General features: G+C 57.5%; 17 protein-coding genes. 15 read left to right on the top strand and 2 right to left on the bottom strand.

The features are described 5' to 3' along the window. The first annotated feature begins 20 nt into the window (after window positions 1–20). The 12 genes from DWW73_RS06420 to hflX all read left to right on the top strand — a co-directional run bounded on the left by DWW73_RS06420 (window position 21) and on the right by hflX (window position 12,126). Complete coding sequence (locus DWW73_RS06420; RefSeq protein ID WP_117758513.1) at window positions 21–518, top strand: YajQ family cyclic di-GMP-binding protein; 498 nt, start codon at window positions 21–23, stop codon at window positions 516–518. 27 nt (window positions 519–545) lie between these two features. Next, window positions 546–1,895 (top strand): 30S ribosomal protein S12 methylthiotransferase RimO, encoded by a 1,350-nt coding sequence (rimO, locus tag DWW73_RS06415; RefSeq protein WP_117779071.1) that lies wholly within the window; start codon window positions 546–548, stop codon window positions 1,893–1,895. Between the two features lie 99 nt (window positions 1,896–1,994). Then, window positions 1,995–2,543, top strand: coding sequence for a CDP-diacylglycerol--glycerol-3-phosphate 3-phosphatidyltransferase (pgsA, locus tag DWW73_RS06410; protein ID WP_231500751.1), 549 nt, complete (start codon window positions 1,995–1,997; stop codon window positions 2,541–2,543). A 12-nt stretch (window positions 2,544–2,555) separates the two neighbouring features. Beyond that, window positions 2,556–3,086 carry a CinA family protein gene (locus tag DWW73_RS06405; RefSeq protein WP_117758511.1) on the top strand — a complete coding sequence of 177 codons (531 nt, stop codon included), beginning with the start codon at window positions 2,556–2,558 and terminating at the stop codon, window positions 3,084–3,086. A gap of 257 nt (window positions 3,087–3,343) precedes the next feature. Continuing rightward, entirely contained in the window at window positions 3,344–4,492 is a 1,149-nt protein-coding gene (gene recA, locus DWW73_RS06400; RefSeq protein ID WP_022094695.1) for a recombinase RecA, read from the top strand. Window positions 4,493–4,503: 11 nt separating this feature from the next. Beyond that, window positions 4,504–5,196 (top strand): regulatory protein RecX, encoded by a 693-nt coding sequence (locus DWW73_RS06395; RefSeq protein ID WP_117564289.1) that lies wholly within the window; start codon window positions 4,504–4,506, stop codon window positions 5,194–5,196. Window positions 5,197–5,453: 257 nt separating this feature from the next. Continuing rightward, on the top strand, window positions 5,454–7,004 hold the full coding sequence (rny, locus tag DWW73_RS06390) for a ribonuclease Y (protein ID WP_089573375.1): 1,551 nt from the start codon (window positions 5,454–5,456) through the stop codon (window positions 7,002–7,004). 1 nt (window position 7,005) lies between these two features. Beyond that, window positions 7,006–8,091: an ATP-binding protein gene (locus tag DWW73_RS06385; RefSeq protein ID WP_117779070.1), complete on the top strand. Its 1,086-nt coding sequence runs from the start codon at window positions 7,006–7,008 to the stop codon at window positions 8,089–8,091. A 74-nt stretch (window positions 8,092–8,165) separates the two neighbouring features. Then, a complete protein-coding gene (locus DWW73_RS06380) occupies window positions 8,166–8,483 on the top strand; it encodes a stage V sporulation protein S (protein WP_117564291.1) in 318 nt (105 codons plus the stop codon). Window positions 8,484–8,528: 45 nt separating this feature from the next. Beyond that, a complete protein-coding gene (gene miaB / locus DWW73_RS06375) occupies window positions 8,529–9,899 on the top strand; it encodes a tRNA (N6-isopentenyl adenosine(37)-C2)-methylthiotransferase MiaB (protein ID WP_117779069.1) in 1,371 nt (456 codons plus the stop codon). Continuing rightward, on the top strand, window positions 9,899–10,837 hold the full coding sequence (gene miaA / locus DWW73_RS06370; protein ID WP_117779068.1) for a tRNA (adenosine(37)-N6)-dimethylallyltransferase MiaA: 939 nt from the start codon (window positions 9,899–9,901) through the stop codon (window positions 10,835–10,837). The genes miaB and miaA overlap by 1 nt, the downstream gene beginning before the upstream one ends. After that, window positions 10,837–12,126: a GTPase HflX gene (hflX, locus tag DWW73_RS06365; RefSeq protein ID WP_117766609.1), complete on the top strand. Its 1,290-nt coding sequence runs from the start codon at window positions 10,837–10,839 to the stop codon at window positions 12,124–12,126. Before miaA ends, hflX begins: the two co-directional genes overlap by 1 nt. On the opposite strand, the gene DWW73_RS06360 is transcribed toward hflX, so the two are convergent. Then, complete coding sequence (locus DWW73_RS06360) at window positions 12,111–12,815, bottom strand: heparan-alpha-glucosaminide N-acetyltransferase (protein WP_117779067.1); 705 nt, start codon at window positions 12,813–12,815, stop codon at window positions 12,111–12,113. The genes hflX and DWW73_RS06360 overlap by 16 nt on opposite strands. Next, a complete protein-coding gene (gene lexA, locus DWW73_RS06355; RefSeq protein ID WP_040359862.1) occupies window positions 12,815–13,459 on the bottom strand; it encodes a transcriptional repressor LexA in 645 nt (214 codons plus the stop codon). Before lexA ends, DWW73_RS06360 begins: the two co-directional genes overlap by 1 nt. Before the next feature lie 163 nt (window positions 13,460–13,622). On the opposite strand from lexA, the gene DWW73_RS06350 reads away from it, so the two are divergent. The 3 genes from DWW73_RS06350 to dut are packed head-to-tail and all read left to right on the top strand — an operon-like array spanning window position 13,623 to window position 15,015. Next, the gene (locus DWW73_RS06350; RefSeq protein ID WP_158563795.1) at window positions 13,623–14,072 is read left to right on the top strand and encodes a LysM peptidoglycan-binding domain-containing protein; all 450 of its coding nucleotides are present in this window, start codon (window positions 13,623–13,625) and stop codon (window positions 14,070–14,072) included. A gap of 51 nt (window positions 14,073–14,123) precedes the next feature. Next, window positions 14,124–14,567, top strand: a complete 444-nt coding sequence (nrdR, locus tag DWW73_RS06345; RefSeq protein WP_022093781.1) for a transcriptional regulator NrdR — start codon at window positions 14,124–14,126, stop codon at window positions 14,565–14,567. Window positions 14,568–14,571: 4 nt separating this feature from the next. Then, window positions 14,572–15,015, top strand: a complete 444-nt coding sequence (gene dut / locus DWW73_RS06340; RefSeq protein ID WP_117779065.1) for a dUTP diphosphatase — start codon at window positions 14,572–14,574, stop codon at window positions 15,013–15,015. The last annotated feature ends 193 nt before the right edge of the window (window positions 15,016–15,208 follow it).

Here is a 15,208-nt window from a genome sequence, read left to right as displayed (position 1 = left end):
CGTACGCGAAAGGAAACATCATGGCTAAAGATTCCAGCTTCGACGTCGTGTCCGAGGTTAACATGCAAGAGGTCGACAACGCCTTCCAGCAAACCACGCGTGAGATTTCCCAGCGCTATGACCTGAAGGATTCCGGCGCCACGATCGAGCTTTCGAAGGGCGACAAGCTCTTTACGATCAACGCCCCGGCCGACTTTGTCTCCAAGCAGATTATCGACGTGCTGAGCTCCAAGCTCATCAAGCGCGGCATCGACCTCAAGGCTGTCTCGTGGGATGCTCCGCAGGCGGCATCGGGCGGCACCGTGCGCGTGCTCGGCCATATCGTCGAGGGTATCGACCAGACGACCGCCAAGAAGATCAACAAGGACATCAAGGACCAAAAGCTCAAGGTCAAGGTGACTATCGAGGCCGACAAGCTGCGTGTTTCCTCTGCTTCGAAGGACGCGTTGCAGACCGTGATCCAGTTCCTGCGCGACCAGGACTACGGCCAGCCGCTGCAGTTCACCAACTACCGCTAATATCATTCGAAAGGACTGCTCTCCAACATGGATACACCGTTGGGCTCCGTGCTCTACATCACCCTCGGGTGCGCTAAGAACGAGGTTGACACCGACCGCATGCGTTCTCTTTTGACCGCCGCGGGCTACGAGGAGGCATTCGACCCACAGGATACCGATATCGCCATCGTCAATACATGCTCGTTCCTCGCCTCCGCAACGTCCGAGAGCATCGAGACCACGCTCGAGCTCGCCAACGAGGTTCAGGACGGCGTTCGTTCTTGTCCCATCGTCATGTGCGGCTGTGTGCCGTCGCGCTATGGCGACGACCTGCCTGACGAGCTGCCCGAGGTCGCTGCCTTTGTGAAGGCCGACGAGGAGGACGGCATCGTGGCGGTCATCGATGGCGTGCTGGGTGTCGAGCGTGAGATCGCTGCCTATATTCCGCAAGTAAAGCGCACTGTCGAGGGCGCTGTCGCCTACGTCAAGATTTCCGATGGCTGCAACCGCTTCTGCAGCTTCTGCATGATCCCCTATATTCGCGGTCGCTATCATTCGCGCAATGCCGAGAGCATTATCTCCGAGGTACGCGACCTGGTTGCCGGCGGTGTGCGCGAGATCGTGCTGATTGGCCAGGACACGGGTATTTGGGGCACCGACTTTGCCGACGAAGACGTCACCGATGGCTCGCCGCGCAATCTGGCGCAGCTGCTGCATGCCGTCGCCGAGGCCGTGCGCCCGCACAACGTCTGGGTCCGCGTGCTCTATCTGCAGCCCGAGGGCATGACCGACGAGCTTATCGATACGATTCGCGATACGCCCGAGGTGCTGCCTTATATCGATATCCCCGTGCAGCACTGCGACGCGCGCATCCTCAAGGCTATGCGCCGTTCTGGTTCGCGCCAGGAGCTCGAGGACCTGTTCCGCGATCTGCGTGAGCGTATCCCCGGCATCGTGATCCGTTCCACGGCCATGGTCGGCTTCCCGACCGAGACCGACGACGAGTTCCGCGACCTTATCGACTTTATGGACACCGTCGGCTTTGACTACACGAGCGTCTTTGCCTACTCGCAGGAGGAGGGCAGCCTGGCCGCCAAGATGGAGGGTCAGGTCGATGAGGAGGTCAAGCTCGAGCGCGCCCAGGAGGCCATGGACCTGGCCGAGTCGCTCGGTTTTGCCGCCACCGCCGCACATGTGGGCGAGCGCGCCCAGGTGATCGTCGACGGCATCGAGGAGACCGAGGACGGCGCCGAGCTGATCGGCCATGCTTGGTTCCAGGCGCCCGATTCCGATGGCGCGGTGCACTTGGACGCCAGCGAGGCGTCCGTGGGCGATATTCTGACGGTCGAGTTTACCGATAGCTTCTGCTATGAGCTTATCGGCCATGTTGTGGAGTAGGAGAGCATCGTGGCAAACGAGAGCAATAAGGAACTGACGAGTGTTTGGACGCCCGCCAACATCGTGACGTGCGTTCGCATCGTCTTTATCCCGGTGTTCATGATCGTGTCGGCGCTTTCTCACACGAGTGTTGCCGGTACAGATTGGAGCACCTTCGACGGCCCGCTCGCCGCCGCTGCCTTCATTCTGTATGTTATCCTGTCGTGCACCGATAAGGTCGACGGTTATCTGGCGCGCTCGCGCAACGAGATTACCGATTTCGGTAAGTTCTTGGACCCCATCGCCGATAAGCTGCTGGTGTTCTCGGCTCTGCTGCTGTTCTTGGATTTTGGCGCTGTGACCGTGTGGTCCGTGTTCATTATCCTGTTCCGTGAGCTTCTGGTGAGCGCCCTTCGCATGGTCGCGAGTGCCGCCGGCGTGGTCGTTGCCGCCGATAAGCTTGGCAAGTACAAGACGGCGACTACGATGGTCTCCATCTGCGGTTACCTGTGCGTCTTTGCGATGGCCGGCTTGCACCTTGGCCCGCTGGCGCTGACGCTCGGCATCTACTCGGTGTCGCGCTTCCTGTACGCCGTTGCCGTTGTCCTGACCGTTATCTCGGGCGCCCAGTACTTCTGGAACTGCCGCAAGATCGTCTTTTCGGTCTAGGTCCTGGTGGGTATGACGGACTCTTTTGAGCAGATTTCCGCACATAACGAGGAGCTGGCGCGTCATATTGTCGAGCGCGCGAGCGCTCGGGGCGTGACGGTTTCGACGGCTGAGTCGCTGACGGCAGGTATGATCGCCTCGACGATTGCCGATATCCCGGGCGCCTCGGCGGTGCTGCGTGGCGGTGCGGTGACCTACTGCGATGAGATCAAGCATCGCGTTTTGGGCGTTGATCAGGAGACGCTCGACCGCTATACCGCGGTGTCGCATCAGACCGCGCGCGAGATGGCGGCGGGTTCGCTGGAGCTGTACCAGAGCGATATTGCAGTGAGCGCAACGGGTTATGCCGGCCCCGGCGGCGGCACTGAGGACGATCCGGCTGGCACTTTCTATATTGGCTGGGCGTATCGCGCGGCTGATGGGGAAGTGCCGGTCGTGGACTCTGTGCGCTGCCACTATGAGGGCGACCGTTCGTGTGTTCGTGCCCATGCGGTCGCGGAGGCATTGGGACGCATTGTCCTTGTGCTTAACTCTATGGAATAGACGTGTTTTAAGGGGCCTTCGGGCCCCTTAATTGTGGAGATAGGGACCTCTGACGAATTTAGCGTTTGCGCTGGTCATAGGTGTATTTTTGCCTTTCTTGTTCTTATTTGCCCCTTTGTGGTCAAGCATTTGGTCAGTGTTTGGTCGGCGTTTGGTTGGGTTTTGGAAAGACTGCCTGCATATGATTGGCCTGAACGGTTGACCACGAACAGCCGTTCGTTTATTATCGATGCAGGTTGTTAAGAGGAGGGCTATTCATGGCCAAGAATTCAGGTCCCGTACGTACCGTTCATGCTCGCACGACGGGTAAAGAGCGCGATGAGATGATCGCCACCACCAAGGCCGAGATCGAGAAGAAGTTCGGTCAAGGCTCCATCATGAGGTATGGTGACGGCGGCCCCGAGCTTGAGGTTGAGGCCATCCCCACGGGCGCTCTGGCACTCGATGCCGCTCTGGGTATCGGCGGTGTGCCGCGCGGCCGTATCGTCGAGATCTACGGTCCCGAGTCCTCCGGTAAGACGACGCTTTCGCTCGAGATCCTGGCCGAAGCCCAGGCAATGGGTGGCGTGGTGGCATTTATCGATGCCGAGCACGCGCTCGATCCCACGTATGCCGCGCGCATTGGCGTGGATATCGACGAGGTACTGATTTCCCAGCCTGATACGGGTGAGCAGGCGCTCGAGATTGTTGACATGCTCGTGCGTTCCGGCGCCATCGATGCCATCGTCGTCGACTCCGTCGCCGCGCTGACCCCGCGTGCCGAGATCGAGGGAGAGATCGGCGATACCACGGTCGGATTGCAAGCTCGTCTGATGAGTCAGGCGCTCCGCAAGCTCGCCGGCTCGCTGTCCAAGTCCAACACGACATGCATCTTCATTAACCAGCTGCGAGAGAAGATCGGCGTCATGTTCGGCAACCCCGAGACCACGACGGGCGGCCGCGCCCTTAAGTTCTTCTCTTCGGTGCGTATCGACATTCGCCGCATCGACAGCATTAAGCTTAAGGATGAAGTTATCGGTAACCGCGTGCGCGCCAAGGTCGTTAAGAACAAGGTGGCAGCTCCGTTCCGTTCTGCTGAGTTCGACATCATGTACGGTACGGGCATCTCTAAGGAGGGCTCGATTCTGGACATGGCTGTCGAGTGCGGCATTTGCAAGAAGATGGGCTCCTGGTTTGCCTATGGCGAGGACAAGCTCGGCAACGGTCGCGAGGCCGCCAAGGCGTTCCTGCGCGAACACCCCGATTGCGCCGACGAGATTGAGCATAAGGTCCGCCTTGCCTGCGGGCTTGAGTTTGATGACGATGCTCCGTCCGAGGTCGAGCTGACCGATCAGCCTGCGCCTGAGGAGTTTGACGAGCTTTACGCCATCGATGGTTCCGCCATGCTCGATGATGACGACGAGTAGCGGTTACGCTCATGTCGTATACGGTGACCGAGGCCACGGTCGTCTTTCCCGATAAGAAGGCGGCCTCCTCGTTCTCGAGCGGGTATGCGTCCAAAAAGCCTTGCGCACATATCGATTGTGAGCTTGAGGGCGGTTTTGAGCGGTCCATTTGGATTCCCGTGCGGGTCGCGCGCCTGTATGTCAAAAATCGCCCCGATCTTCCCTGTGATTGGGATAACTTTCGTGAAGCGGTGCAGCTCATCGAGCGTAAATGTGCACTTACCATGGTGACCGAGATGCTATCGCGACGCGACCATGCGACGGGTGAGGTCTGTGACAAGTTGGCACGCTACGGCTTTCGCCAGCCCGCGATCGATTTCGCCGTCGAGCGCGCCACCGAGTATCGCTTTTTAGACGAGAACCGCTTTTGCTCGTACTTTATCGAGGAACGCAAGCGGCGCGGTTGGGGACAGCGTAAAATCGAGACCGAGCTCAAGCGCCGTCATGTCGTGCTCGATGACATTCCCGGTTATCCGGAGGATTATTTTGCCGTCGAAGACGATTTGGCGCGTGCGTCAGCCCTGCTCGCCAAGCGGCGTGTTCCAGAGACGCGCGGATTCGAAAAACTGGTTCGGTTTTTGATGGGCAAGGGCTTCTCGTATCACATCGCCGCCGATGCCGTTAAGGCACGTCTCGATGCCGAACGTGAGGAATGTGCGGTTTAGGCGTATGCGTTTTGTGGCCCTGCCGCTCACCGCGTTTTAGCCGCCGTGCTGGGGCCATTTATTTGACAGTTGTTGTGGTTCAACGTACGATAAACACTGTCATTTGCTTTGTGATATGTGCTCATCTGTGATGAGTTTGTTTATATGTTTATCTGTATCCGACCCGCATAAGCTGCGCCCATATTACTCAAATGTCGCGAGCCGTTCGTAAGGACGGTTCGCTTTGTTGTGTAACGAATCCATAAAAAGGAGTGAGCATGCCTATCATCGCAGCGCTCGTTGGCATCGTTTTGGGTGCCATCGCCGCCATTGCCTACATGCGCACCGCCAAGCAGGGTAGTCTTCACGAGGCCGACGAAAAAATCCAGTCGGCACACGCACAGGCTGAGTCCCTGATCGGTGATGCCAAGCGTCAGGCCGAGACCCTCAAAAAAGAGGCTCTGCTCGAGGCTAAAGAGGAGATCATCAAGAACAAGCAGGCCGCCGAGGCCGAGGACAAGCAGCGTAAGAACGAGATTCGTACGCTCGAGAACCGCGTGATGCAGCGCGAGGAATCCCTCGATCGCCGCAACGACGCTCTCGACAAGCGCGAGCATCAGCTGTCCAGCCAGGCCGGTCAGGTCGAGAAGCGCTCCCGTGAGCTCGAGGAGCTCTGCGCAAAGCAGACCTCCGAGCTCGAGCGTATCGCCGACCTTACCCGCGAGGACGCCCACAAGGAGCTCCTCGATAAGGTTCGCGGCGAGGTCACCCACGAGGCCGCCACGATCATTCGCGAGTCCGAGCAGCAGGTTCGCGCCGAGTGCCACAAGACCGCCCAGGAGATTCTGTCTCTGGCGATTCAGCGCTGCGCTGCCGATCACACTGCCGAGGTCACCGTTACCTCCGTGCACATTCCCTCTGATGACCTCAAGGGCCGTATCATCGGTCGCGAGGGTCGCAACATCCGGACCTTCGAGCAGGTTTCCGGCGTCAACCTCGTGATCGACGACACGCCCGAGACCGTCGTTCTTTCGAGCTTCGACCCGGTCCGTCGTGAGACCGCCCGTGTCGCCCTCGAGAACCTCATCGCCGACGGCCGCATTCACCCTGCCCGTATCGAGGAGATGTATCACAAGGCCGCCGACCTGGTTCAGCAGCGCGTGCGCGAGGCTGGCGAGCAGGCTGCCTTCGATACCGGCATCCACGATCTGCACCCCGAGATCGTCAAGACCCTTGGTGCCCTGCGCTACCGTACCTCGTTTGGTCAGAACGTGCTTCAGCATTCCCTCGAGGTCTCTGATCTGTGCGGCGTGATGGCTTCCGAGCTTGGCCTGGACGTTGTGACCGCCAAGCGCGCCGGCCTGCTGCACGACCTGGGCAAGGCAATCGACCACGACGTCGAGGGCCCGCATGCCGTCATCGGCGCCGAGCTTGCCCGCCGTTATGGCGAGAAGCCCGTTATCGTCCACGCTATCGAGGCTCACCATGCCGATGTCGACCCCAATACGGTGCTCGATGTCCTGGTACAGGCCGCCGATGCTGTCTCTGCCTCTCGCCCCGGTGCCCGTCGCGAGTCTGCCGAGAACTACATCAAGCGTCTTGAGAAGCTCGAGGAGATCGCCAACTCTCATGACGGCGTCGAACGTACCTATGCCATGCAGGCCGGTCGCGAGGTCCACGTCATGGTCCAGCCGGACAAGATTTCCGATGCCCAGTCCACGGTCCTGGCTCACGATATCGCCCATCAGATCGAGGAAGAGATGGAGTATCCCGGTCAGGTGCGCGTCGTCGTGATTCGCGAGAGCCGCGCTGTCGATATCGCTAAATAACATGAGCGACGCGAACGAGCTCATCTCATTTATCGCGTCGATGTCGGGGGAGGGCAACCTTCGCGTCGAGGAGAACCTTGGCGAGGGGTATGTCCGCCTCCGCGTTTCGGAGGCCGAGCGGCGCCAGGCAAAGCACGACATTCAGCATGTCGAGGATATCGTCATCGAAATGCTCCGTAATGCTCGCGATGCCGGCGCCGACAAGGTCTATCTCGCCACGACCAAGGAAGACGGCGTCCGCACGCTTGTCTTTCTGGATAACGGTTCGGGCGTTCCGCAGGATATGCAAGAGCGAATCTTTGATGCCCGCGTTACCTCCAAGCTCGAGAGCATGAAGATGGACCGTTGGGGCGTTCACGGTCGTGGCATGGCATTGTTTTCGATCAAGCAGAACACCGATGAGGCCCGTGTGGTCACGTCCGGCGTCGATCTTGGTTCAGCCTTTAAGGTGAGCGTCGCGGCCGACCGCCTCAGTGAGCGTGCCGATCAGTCCAGCTGGCCCCAGGCCGTCAAGGATGAGGACGGACGTTATGTCTGTGCTCGCGGTCCGCATAATATTATTCGCGCTGCTTGTGAGTTTGCGCTCGAGGAGTTGCGTGGTTGCGATGTCTATCTTGGTTCTCCGTCCGAGATTGCCGCGACCCTTTATGCTCAGGCGTCAAGCCGGCTTGATACGTCTCGTCTCCTGTTCATTGATGACGAGAGCGAGCTTCCGGTTGTCGATCGTTTAGGCCTTGCTTCTGATGCCGAGGACTTTATCCGTATCTGTTCGGGTTTGGGTCTTGAGATGTCCGAGCGCACGGCCCATCGCATTTTGGCAGGGCAGATTAAGCCTGTTCGCGGTGTGACCGCGCGTCTGCTGCGCGAGCGCGACTCGTCCTCGCATGCGCCGGCTCCTGTCGATCTCGCGAAGGATCGTCGCGGGCTACGTATTGCCAAGGACGATATGGCACAGTTTTCGCGTGCTGTGGAGCACGATTTTAATGACCTTGCTGCCCGGTACTATCTCAACCTTTGCGGCGACCCAAAGATTCGCGTTTCGCGTGATCGAATCACCGTGACCTTTGATCTTGCCAAAGAGGAATAGTGCCTTTACCGAGTCCACTCGGTACGATACAGTTATTGCAGTTAAAACGTACTTTTAAATGCAGGAGTTTCTTCATGGATTGCCTGAAGGTATCAAGCAAATCATCGCCCGCGTCCGTTGCCGGCGCCATCGCCGGCATGGTCAAGGATGGTGTACCCGTCAACATCCAGTGTGTCGGCGCCGGTGCCGTCAACCAGGCCATTAAGGCCGTTGCTATCGCGCGCGGTTTTTTGATTCCAACCGGTTTTGATATTTCCTGCGCGCCCGTGTTCTCCGACATCCTCATTAACGGGGAGTCGCGCACGGCCATCCGCCTTTCTATCTACGTTCACCAGATCAATCGAGCTGCTATGGATAACGTCGTCATTGATGATGTTAAGCCTGTGGCATAGCTTCTGCTTGCTTTGTTTCGCTCCCCATCGTTAGGACTTATGCACATGGACCAGCGTTCCGTACGCGATATTCTTGCCGGTAAAACCTACTTTATCCGCACCTTTGGCTGCCAGATGAATCAGCACGATTCCGAGCGCGTGAGCGGTCTGCTTGATTCGTATGGCTGCCTCATGGCGCTCGATCCCGCGCATGCCGATATCGTTGTCTTCATGACGTGCTGCGTGCGCGAGGCCGCCGATACTCGCCTGTACGGTCAGTGCAATTCCTGCAAAAGCCTGCCGCCTTCGCCTTCTGGCAAGCGCGTGGTTGCCGTTGGTGGCTGCATCGCGCAGCGCGATGGCGAGGGCCTGCTCACCAACGTCGATAACGTCAATGTCATCTTTGGCACGCATTCCATCGCGCATGTGGCCGAGCTCATTGCCGAGGCGTTCCTTGATGGCAAGCGTCATATCCGCACCAATGAGCATGAGGATACGGACGCCATGAGCATGCCGTGGCATCGCGAGACTCAGTATCACGCTTGGGTGCCCATCATGACGGGCTGCAATAATTTTTGCACCTATTGCATCGTGCCGTACGTGCGCGGTCGCGAAAAGAGCCGCCCCTTCGAGGAGATTGTCGACGAGGTGACCGGTTTGGTGCGCCAGGGCGTGCGTGAGATTACGCTGTTGGGCCAAAACGTTAATTCATATGGTCGCGATCTGTTTGGCAAGCCGCGTTTTGCCGATCTGCTGCGTGCCGTGGGCGATACGGGCGTGGAGCGTATCTTCTTTACGTCTTCGCATCCCAAGGATCTGCTGCCCGAGACCATCGACGCCATGGCCGAGACATCTGCCGTTATGCCGCAACTGCACCTGGCCGTCCAGTCAGGTTCGACGCGGATCCTCAAAGAGATGAATCGTCGTTATACACGCGAGGACTATCTGGGCCTGGTCGATCGCATTCGCAACCGCATGCCCGATATCGCGCTCTCGACCGACATTATCGTTGGCTTCCCGGGCGAGACTGAAGAAGACTTTGAGCAGACGCTCTCACTTGCCGAGACGGTCCGCTATGCTCAGGCCTATACCTTCATCTATTCCAAGCGCGCCGGTACCCCGGCCGCCGAGATTGACGATCCTACGCCGCATGAGGTTATTCTCGAGCGTTTCAACCGCCTGGTTAAGGTTATCGAGACCACGGCACACGAGTATAACCAGGGTGCGCTTCATACTGTGCTTCCGGCGCTCATTGAGGGAACGAGTAAAAAGAACGACGCGGTCCTGCTGGGCAAGAGTCCCAAGAATCAGACTGTGCACGCGCCTATCCCCGAGGGTTACAGCATCGATCAGCTTGTTGGCAAGATCGTTGATGTTGACGTTGACGTTGCCAAGACCTGGTATTTGTCCGGCTCCGTTGTGGGCGAGCCTCGCTAATGGTTGCTTCCGGGGCAGGTCTTTCCGCCGTTGCAATCGTCGGTCCGACGGCGGTTGGTAAGAGCGATGTTGCCGACCGTTTGGCAGCTCGTCTTTCGTCCGAAGTGCTGTCGTGCGATGCGATGCAAATCTATCGCGGCATGGACATCGGTACCGCAAAGATGGCGCCCGATGAGTGCACGGCGCCGCTGCGTCTCGTCGACATTGTAGAGCCGGGTGTGGCATATTCTGCTGCGCTTTATCAGGCTGACGCTCGCGCGCATGTTGAACGTCTCCTTGGTTCGGGTTGCCTGCCGGTTTTTTGCGGAGGTACGGGGCTATATCTCAAGGCAGCCCTCGATGAGATGGACTTTCCCTCGGGTGAACTTGAGGACGATCGCCGTGTGGGCTATCAGGAGCTTGCCGAGCGTATTGGCGAGGAAGAACTTCATGCCCTGCTTGCCGAGCGCGATCCAGAATCGGCTGCTGTTATTCATCCCCATAACGTGCGCCGTGTGATTCGTGCGCTCGAGATGCATGATGATGGTATCTCCTATGCACAGCAAAAAAGTCAGTTTAGTGTTCCGCGCGAGCATTATCATGCCCTATGGTTTGGTCTGACGCGTAATCGCGAGGTGCTCTACGAGCGCATTAATCTGCGCGTCGATCTGATGTTTGAGCAGGGTCTTGTCGATGAGGTCCGCGGTCTTATGGCCCAGGGTCTGGGAGATGCCCTGACGTCGATGCAGGCAATTGGCTATAAAGAGATCATTGATGCTTTCAATGGCGTGATGAGCATGGATGAGGCTCGCGAACTCATTAAGATGCGTTCGCGTCGTTATGCCAAGCGTCAGCTTTCGTGGTTTAAGCGCGATGACCGTATCGTGTGGTTTGATATGGATGAATGTACGATCGATGAGATCGTTGAGGATATCCTGCATCGTATTGAGGCTGCCTAATGCCCCGTTTCCCCCTTGTTCCCACGGCACCCGAGCCCGAGCGTGCCATTTTAGTTGGTGTTGAGTGGCGCGATAATGCATGGCCGCTCGATCGCTCGCTTGATGAGCTGGAGCGTCTTGCCCACACAGCTGGTGCCCAGTGCGTGGCACGCTTGTCGCAGCGTTTGGTAAAGCCGTATCCTAAATCGTTTATCGGTTCCGGTAAGGTTGAAGAGCTGTGCGGCCTGGTGCATCGCATGGATGCCGATGTCGTTATTTTTGACGACGACCTGACCCCCTCGCAGCAATCCTATTTGGAGAAAGCCGTGGGCGAGCCGGTAAAGATTATCGATCGTACTGCACTGATCCTGGATATCTTTGGCCTGCATGCTCAGACGCGTGAGGGACGCCTGCAGGTACAGCTGGCACAGCTTCAATATTTGTTGCCTCGCCTGCGTGGCATGTGGAGCCATCTCGCTAAGGAGCAGACGCGCGGCGGCATCGGCTCACGTTTTGGTCAGGGCGAAAGTCAGCTCGAGGTCGACCGTCGCCTCATTCGTAATAAGATCGCTGCGCTTCGTCGTGAGCTCAAGCAGGTTGAACAGCGTCGCGATGTTCAATCCAAGAGTCGCATTGAGTCCCCGGCGTTTCGCGTCGCGTTAGCCGGTTATACCAATGCCGGTAAATCGACGTTGCTCAATCGTCTGACTGGCTCTACGGTACTTTCGCAGGACAAGCTGTTTGCTACGCTCGACCCGACGACGCGTTCGTATCGCCTGCCCGGCGGTCGCGGCATGACGATTACCGATACCGTCGGCTTTATTCAAAAGCTGCCGCATGGCCTGGTCGATGCCTTTAAATCGACGCTGTCCGAGGTGTTGGGTGCCGATCTAATTCTCAAAGTCGTAGATGCGTCTGACGAGGACTATGAGCGGCAGCTGGAGGCTGTCGACCGCGTGCTTGATGAGATCGGCGCCGGAGAGCGTTTGACGCTGACCGTATTCAATAAAATCGATCTTCTCGATAGCGTCGATCGATTGAGTTTCCGTCGTCGCTATCCGGAGGCCGTTCTGTTCTCGGCCCAAACGGGCGAGGGGCTCGACGATCTCGTCGACCGGATTGCTCGCGAGGCAGCTGCCACCGATGTGTTGCTCTCCGCTGATATCCCGTATCGCGAGGGCGCTCTCATCACGCTGGTGCATGAGCAGGGAACCCTTCTGCATGAGGAATATCTCGAGGACGGCGTTCGCATTGTGGCGAAGTTGCCGGCTCGTATTGCACCGCGGCTCGAGCGTTATCGCACCGAGTAGACGAGCTCCAAAATGCCCAGAATGATGGGCTGATGCAGCAGATAAAAGGGGAGAGCGTGACGTCCAAGCCTGGCGAGCGCCGGCAGGGGGTTGACGTAGGCCCAGCTAGGGACGGTCTTATCGATACTCTTCGCTATGTGTGCGGCGAAGTATCCTGCAAGATACATAAAGATAAACGGGATGATGGGGTAGTAATCACCTGAGACAAACCCAGGGCTCGGAAATCCCAGCCACGCCAGGTAGGGGACAGGGTAGATCGTTTTGGGGATGCTCCAGGTGATGGCGAACAACACAAGGCATAGGGGCATGCCCCATCTTGCCGTTATCTTCTTAAGGACGGGATCGGTCAACGCCACGATGCCGGTGCATGCGGCCATGCAGTAGATGATGCCAAAATTAACCGAATCGTCGACTGAGACAAGTGTTGTTGCCAACCAGACAACGAGTGCTGCTAAGGCGTATTTAGCGGCACGATTGATATTGTTGCGCGAAAGGGTGCACATCCAACCCGCGATAAACAAAAATACCCAGCTGATGCTGGCGCGCCAGATGTCTTGAAAGACTGACTGGGTAAACCAGGGCATATCCCAGCCGTACAGGTAGGCGAGATCATAGCAAGCGTGAAAACCTGCCATAGAAATCATCGTAAACCCGCGGACGGTATCAAAGATGGTTATGCGTTTTTGCATTACGAGAATCGGCGCATCAAGCCGACGACTTTGCCCAGGATAACGGGATTCGTTGCATAGATAGGTTCCATGGTGTCGTTCTCGGGCTGCAGGCGTACGCGTCCCTGCTCCTTGTAGAACGTCTTGACGGTCGCTGAACCATCAATCATGGCCACGACAATTTCGCCGTTCATGGCACTCTTTTGTTCACGGACGATGATGTAATCGCCATTGAAGATGCCGACATTGATCATTGAGCTCCCATGTACCTCAAGGATAAAGGAACCCTGATCAGTGGCGATTTCGGTCGGGATAGTAAACGTGTCTTCGATATTCTGCTCGGCCAGAATGGGAATCCCGGCCGCGACGCGACCAACGAGCGGTAGCGAGACCGTTCCGCGAGGTGCGGTGGGCTCGTCAGATTTAGAAATTGAGACAGAGGAACCGTCCTCGTTAAAGAGTTCCAGGGCACGCGGCTTGGTGGCATCGCGCTTGAGCAGCCCGCGCGCCTCCAGGGCAGAGAGATGGGCGTGCACGGTGCTTGGGGAGGAAAGGCCCACGGCAGAAGCCATCTCGCGCACGCTGGGCGGATAACCCTTCTCCTGCTGATATTCCTTGATGAAGTCGTAAATTTGCTGCTGACGCTTGGTAATTTTGCGAGCCATCAGGGCATCCTCTCTACCCATGTCAAACAAATGTTCGAATTTTGCTTGACAGGAACAACTGTTCGAAGATAATAATAACCGAACATTCGTTCTCGCGCTAGACATTTTTGTCCGCGCGGCTTGATAAAACTGTTCTCAGCAAAACACGCGAGAGGAGAACATGATGAACGCAACGAATATGGTCCAGGGAAACCTCGCCCTTAAGCTCGAGACGCCTGCAGAACCCACTTTTACGGTTGTTCAGGGTGGCCGCTCCGGCTTTCAGCCTTTGACCGTAAAGCCTGCGCGCAATCAGCAGGCTGTAGTCGCGCCGGCCCGCGTTGCCCTGAAGGTTCCGACGATTGTCGCCGTCGCCGTTGCGCTTACGCTCTTCTTTGTCCTCGCTACGTCGGTCTTTAGCGCTCGTCATGCCGTGTATGCCGAGTCCGTTTCCAACGTTACATACGAGACCATTCGCGTTCAGCCTGGCGATTCTCTTTGGTCGCTTGCCGAGGAATATCCAATCGAAGGCCTTTCCACGCAAGAGACTTCCGACATGATCCGTAACGTCAATCATCTGGAGCATGGTTCGCTCGCCGCCGGTGCGCATCTTAAGGTTCCTGCTCGTTCGTAATCATTATCGCGCTGCGCATGGTACCCTTGTTATCGTTTAAGAGGAGGTACCATGCGCTGTCCCAAATGCGGCAAGGCACATACCCGCGTCGTTGATTCCCGTATGCAGGAGTCAAATAACACCATTAAGCGCCGCCGCGAATGTTGCTCGTGTAACTATCGTTTTACAACGTTCGAGCGATGCGAAGACCCAATCGAGGTCATTAAGTCAGACGGAACCAAGCAGCGGTTCGATCGCAATAAGCTGCTCGTCGGCTTGATGCGCGCCACCATCAAGCGCGATATCGACACTAAGAAGCTCAATGAGATTATCGATGACATCGAGGTTGAGCTTCGCTCTCGCACGCTGACGGCCGTCACGTCCCATGAGTTGGGTGACATGGTGCTCAAGCGCTTGGCCAAGATCGACAAGGTTGCGTACATCCGTTTTGCCTCGGTCTACCGTGATTTCAAAGACGTCGATGAGTTTCTGCAAGAGCTCGACAAGCTAAGGTGATTCCATGTCCAACATTTCCGTCAACATAAAGCGTCTCGACCCCACCGTCGAGCTTCCCAAATACGCCCATCCCACCGATGCCGGCTTGGATCTACGCTCCAACGAGGACTGCGTCCTGAAGCCCTTCGAACGCCGTCTGGTCTCTACGGGGCTGGCCATCGCCCTGCCCGATGGCTACGCCGGCTTCGTCCAGCCACGCAGCGGCTTGGCCATCAAGCAGGGCCTGTCTATAGTCAACACGCCGGGCCTCATCGACGCTCACTACCGAGGAGAACTCAAGGTTATCCTCATCAACCTGGATCCCACCAACGACATCCAAATCAACAAAGGCGACCGCATAGCCCAACTCGTCATCCAAGAAGTCCCCACGGTCAACCTCGTAGAAGTAGAAGAACTAGACAAAACCGACCGAGGCAAAGGAGGCTTCGGCTCCAGCGGCGTCGCTTAAACTCAATCGTCCGCTCACCAGTGGGAGGGGCCTATATATCATCCCGTGCTCAAACATTCTCGCGGGGCGCTCGTATCCCTCCCGCCTGCCTCTCACACATATCATTCCATGCTCAAACATTCTCGCTTCGTTTCGCTCGCTGCGAAACTGCGCGTGGAACGATATGTGTGAGAGGCAGGCGGGCGGCTACTCG

Source organism: Collinsella sp. AF16-8 (assembly GCF_003462695.1).
Taxonomy (GTDB): Bacteria; Actinomycetota; Coriobacteriia; order Coriobacteriales; family Coriobacteriaceae; genus Collinsella.
This window is presented reverse-complemented; position numbering and strand designations above follow the sequence as displayed.

Bases quoted from the DNA above. Each gene is read 5' to 3' on its own strand.
- DWW73_RS06420 (WP_117758513.1), top strand. From the start codon at position 21: ATGGCTAAAGATTCCAGCTTCGACGTCGTGTCCGAGGTTAACATGCAA.
- rimO (WP_117779071.1), top strand. From the start codon at position 546: ATGGATACACCGTTGGGCTCCGTGCTCTACATCACCCTCGGGTGCGCT.
- pgsA (WP_231500751.1), top strand. From the start codon at position 1,995: ATGATCGTGTCGGCGCTTTCTCACACGAGTGTTGCCGGTACAGATTGG.
- DWW73_RS06405 (WP_117758511.1), top strand. From the start codon at position 2,556: ATGACGGACTCTTTTGAGCAGATTTCCGCACATAACGAGGAGCTGGCG.
- recA (WP_022094695.1), top strand. From the start codon at position 3,344: ATGGCCAAGAATTCAGGTCCCGTACGTACCGTTCATGCTCGCACGACG.
- DWW73_RS06395 (WP_117564289.1), top strand. From the start codon at position 4,504: ATGTCGTATACGGTGACCGAGGCCACGGTCGTCTTTCCCGATAAGAAG.
- rny (WP_089573375.1), top strand. From the start codon at position 5,454: ATGCCTATCATCGCAGCGCTCGTTGGCATCGTTTTGGGTGCCATCGCC.
- DWW73_RS06385 (WP_117779070.1), top strand. From the start codon at position 7,006: ATGAGCGACGCGAACGAGCTCATCTCATTTATCGCGTCGATGTCGGGG.
- DWW73_RS06380 (WP_117564291.1), top strand. From the start codon at position 8,166: ATGGATTGCCTGAAGGTATCAAGCAAATCATCGCCCGCGTCCGTTGCC.
- miaB (WP_117779069.1), top strand. From the start codon at position 8,529: ATGGACCAGCGTTCCGTACGCGATATTCTTGCCGGTAAAACCTACTTT.
- miaA (WP_117779068.1), top strand. From the start codon at position 9,899: ATGGTTGCTTCCGGGGCAGGTCTTTCCGCCGTTGCAATCGTCGGTCCG.
- hflX (WP_117766609.1), top strand. From the start codon at position 10,837: ATGCCCCGTTTCCCCCTTGTTCCCACGGCACCCGAGCCCGAGCGTGCC.
- DWW73_RS06360 (WP_117779067.1), bottom strand. From the start codon at position 12,815: ATGCAAAAACGCATAACCATCTTTGATACCGTCCGCGGGTTTACGATG.
- lexA (WP_040359862.1), bottom strand. From the start codon at position 13,459: ATGGCTCGCAAAATTACCAAGCGTCAGCAGCAAATTTACGACTTCATC.
- DWW73_RS06350 (WP_158563795.1), top strand. From the start codon at position 13,623: ATGAACGCAACGAATATGGTCCAGGGAAACCTCGCCCTTAAGCTCGAG.
- nrdR (WP_022093781.1), top strand. From the start codon at position 14,124: ATGCGCTGTCCCAAATGCGGCAAGGCACATACCCGCGTCGTTGATTCC.
- dut (WP_117779065.1), top strand. From the start codon at position 14,572: ATGTCCAACATTTCCGTCAACATAAAGCGTCTCGACCCCACCGTCGAG.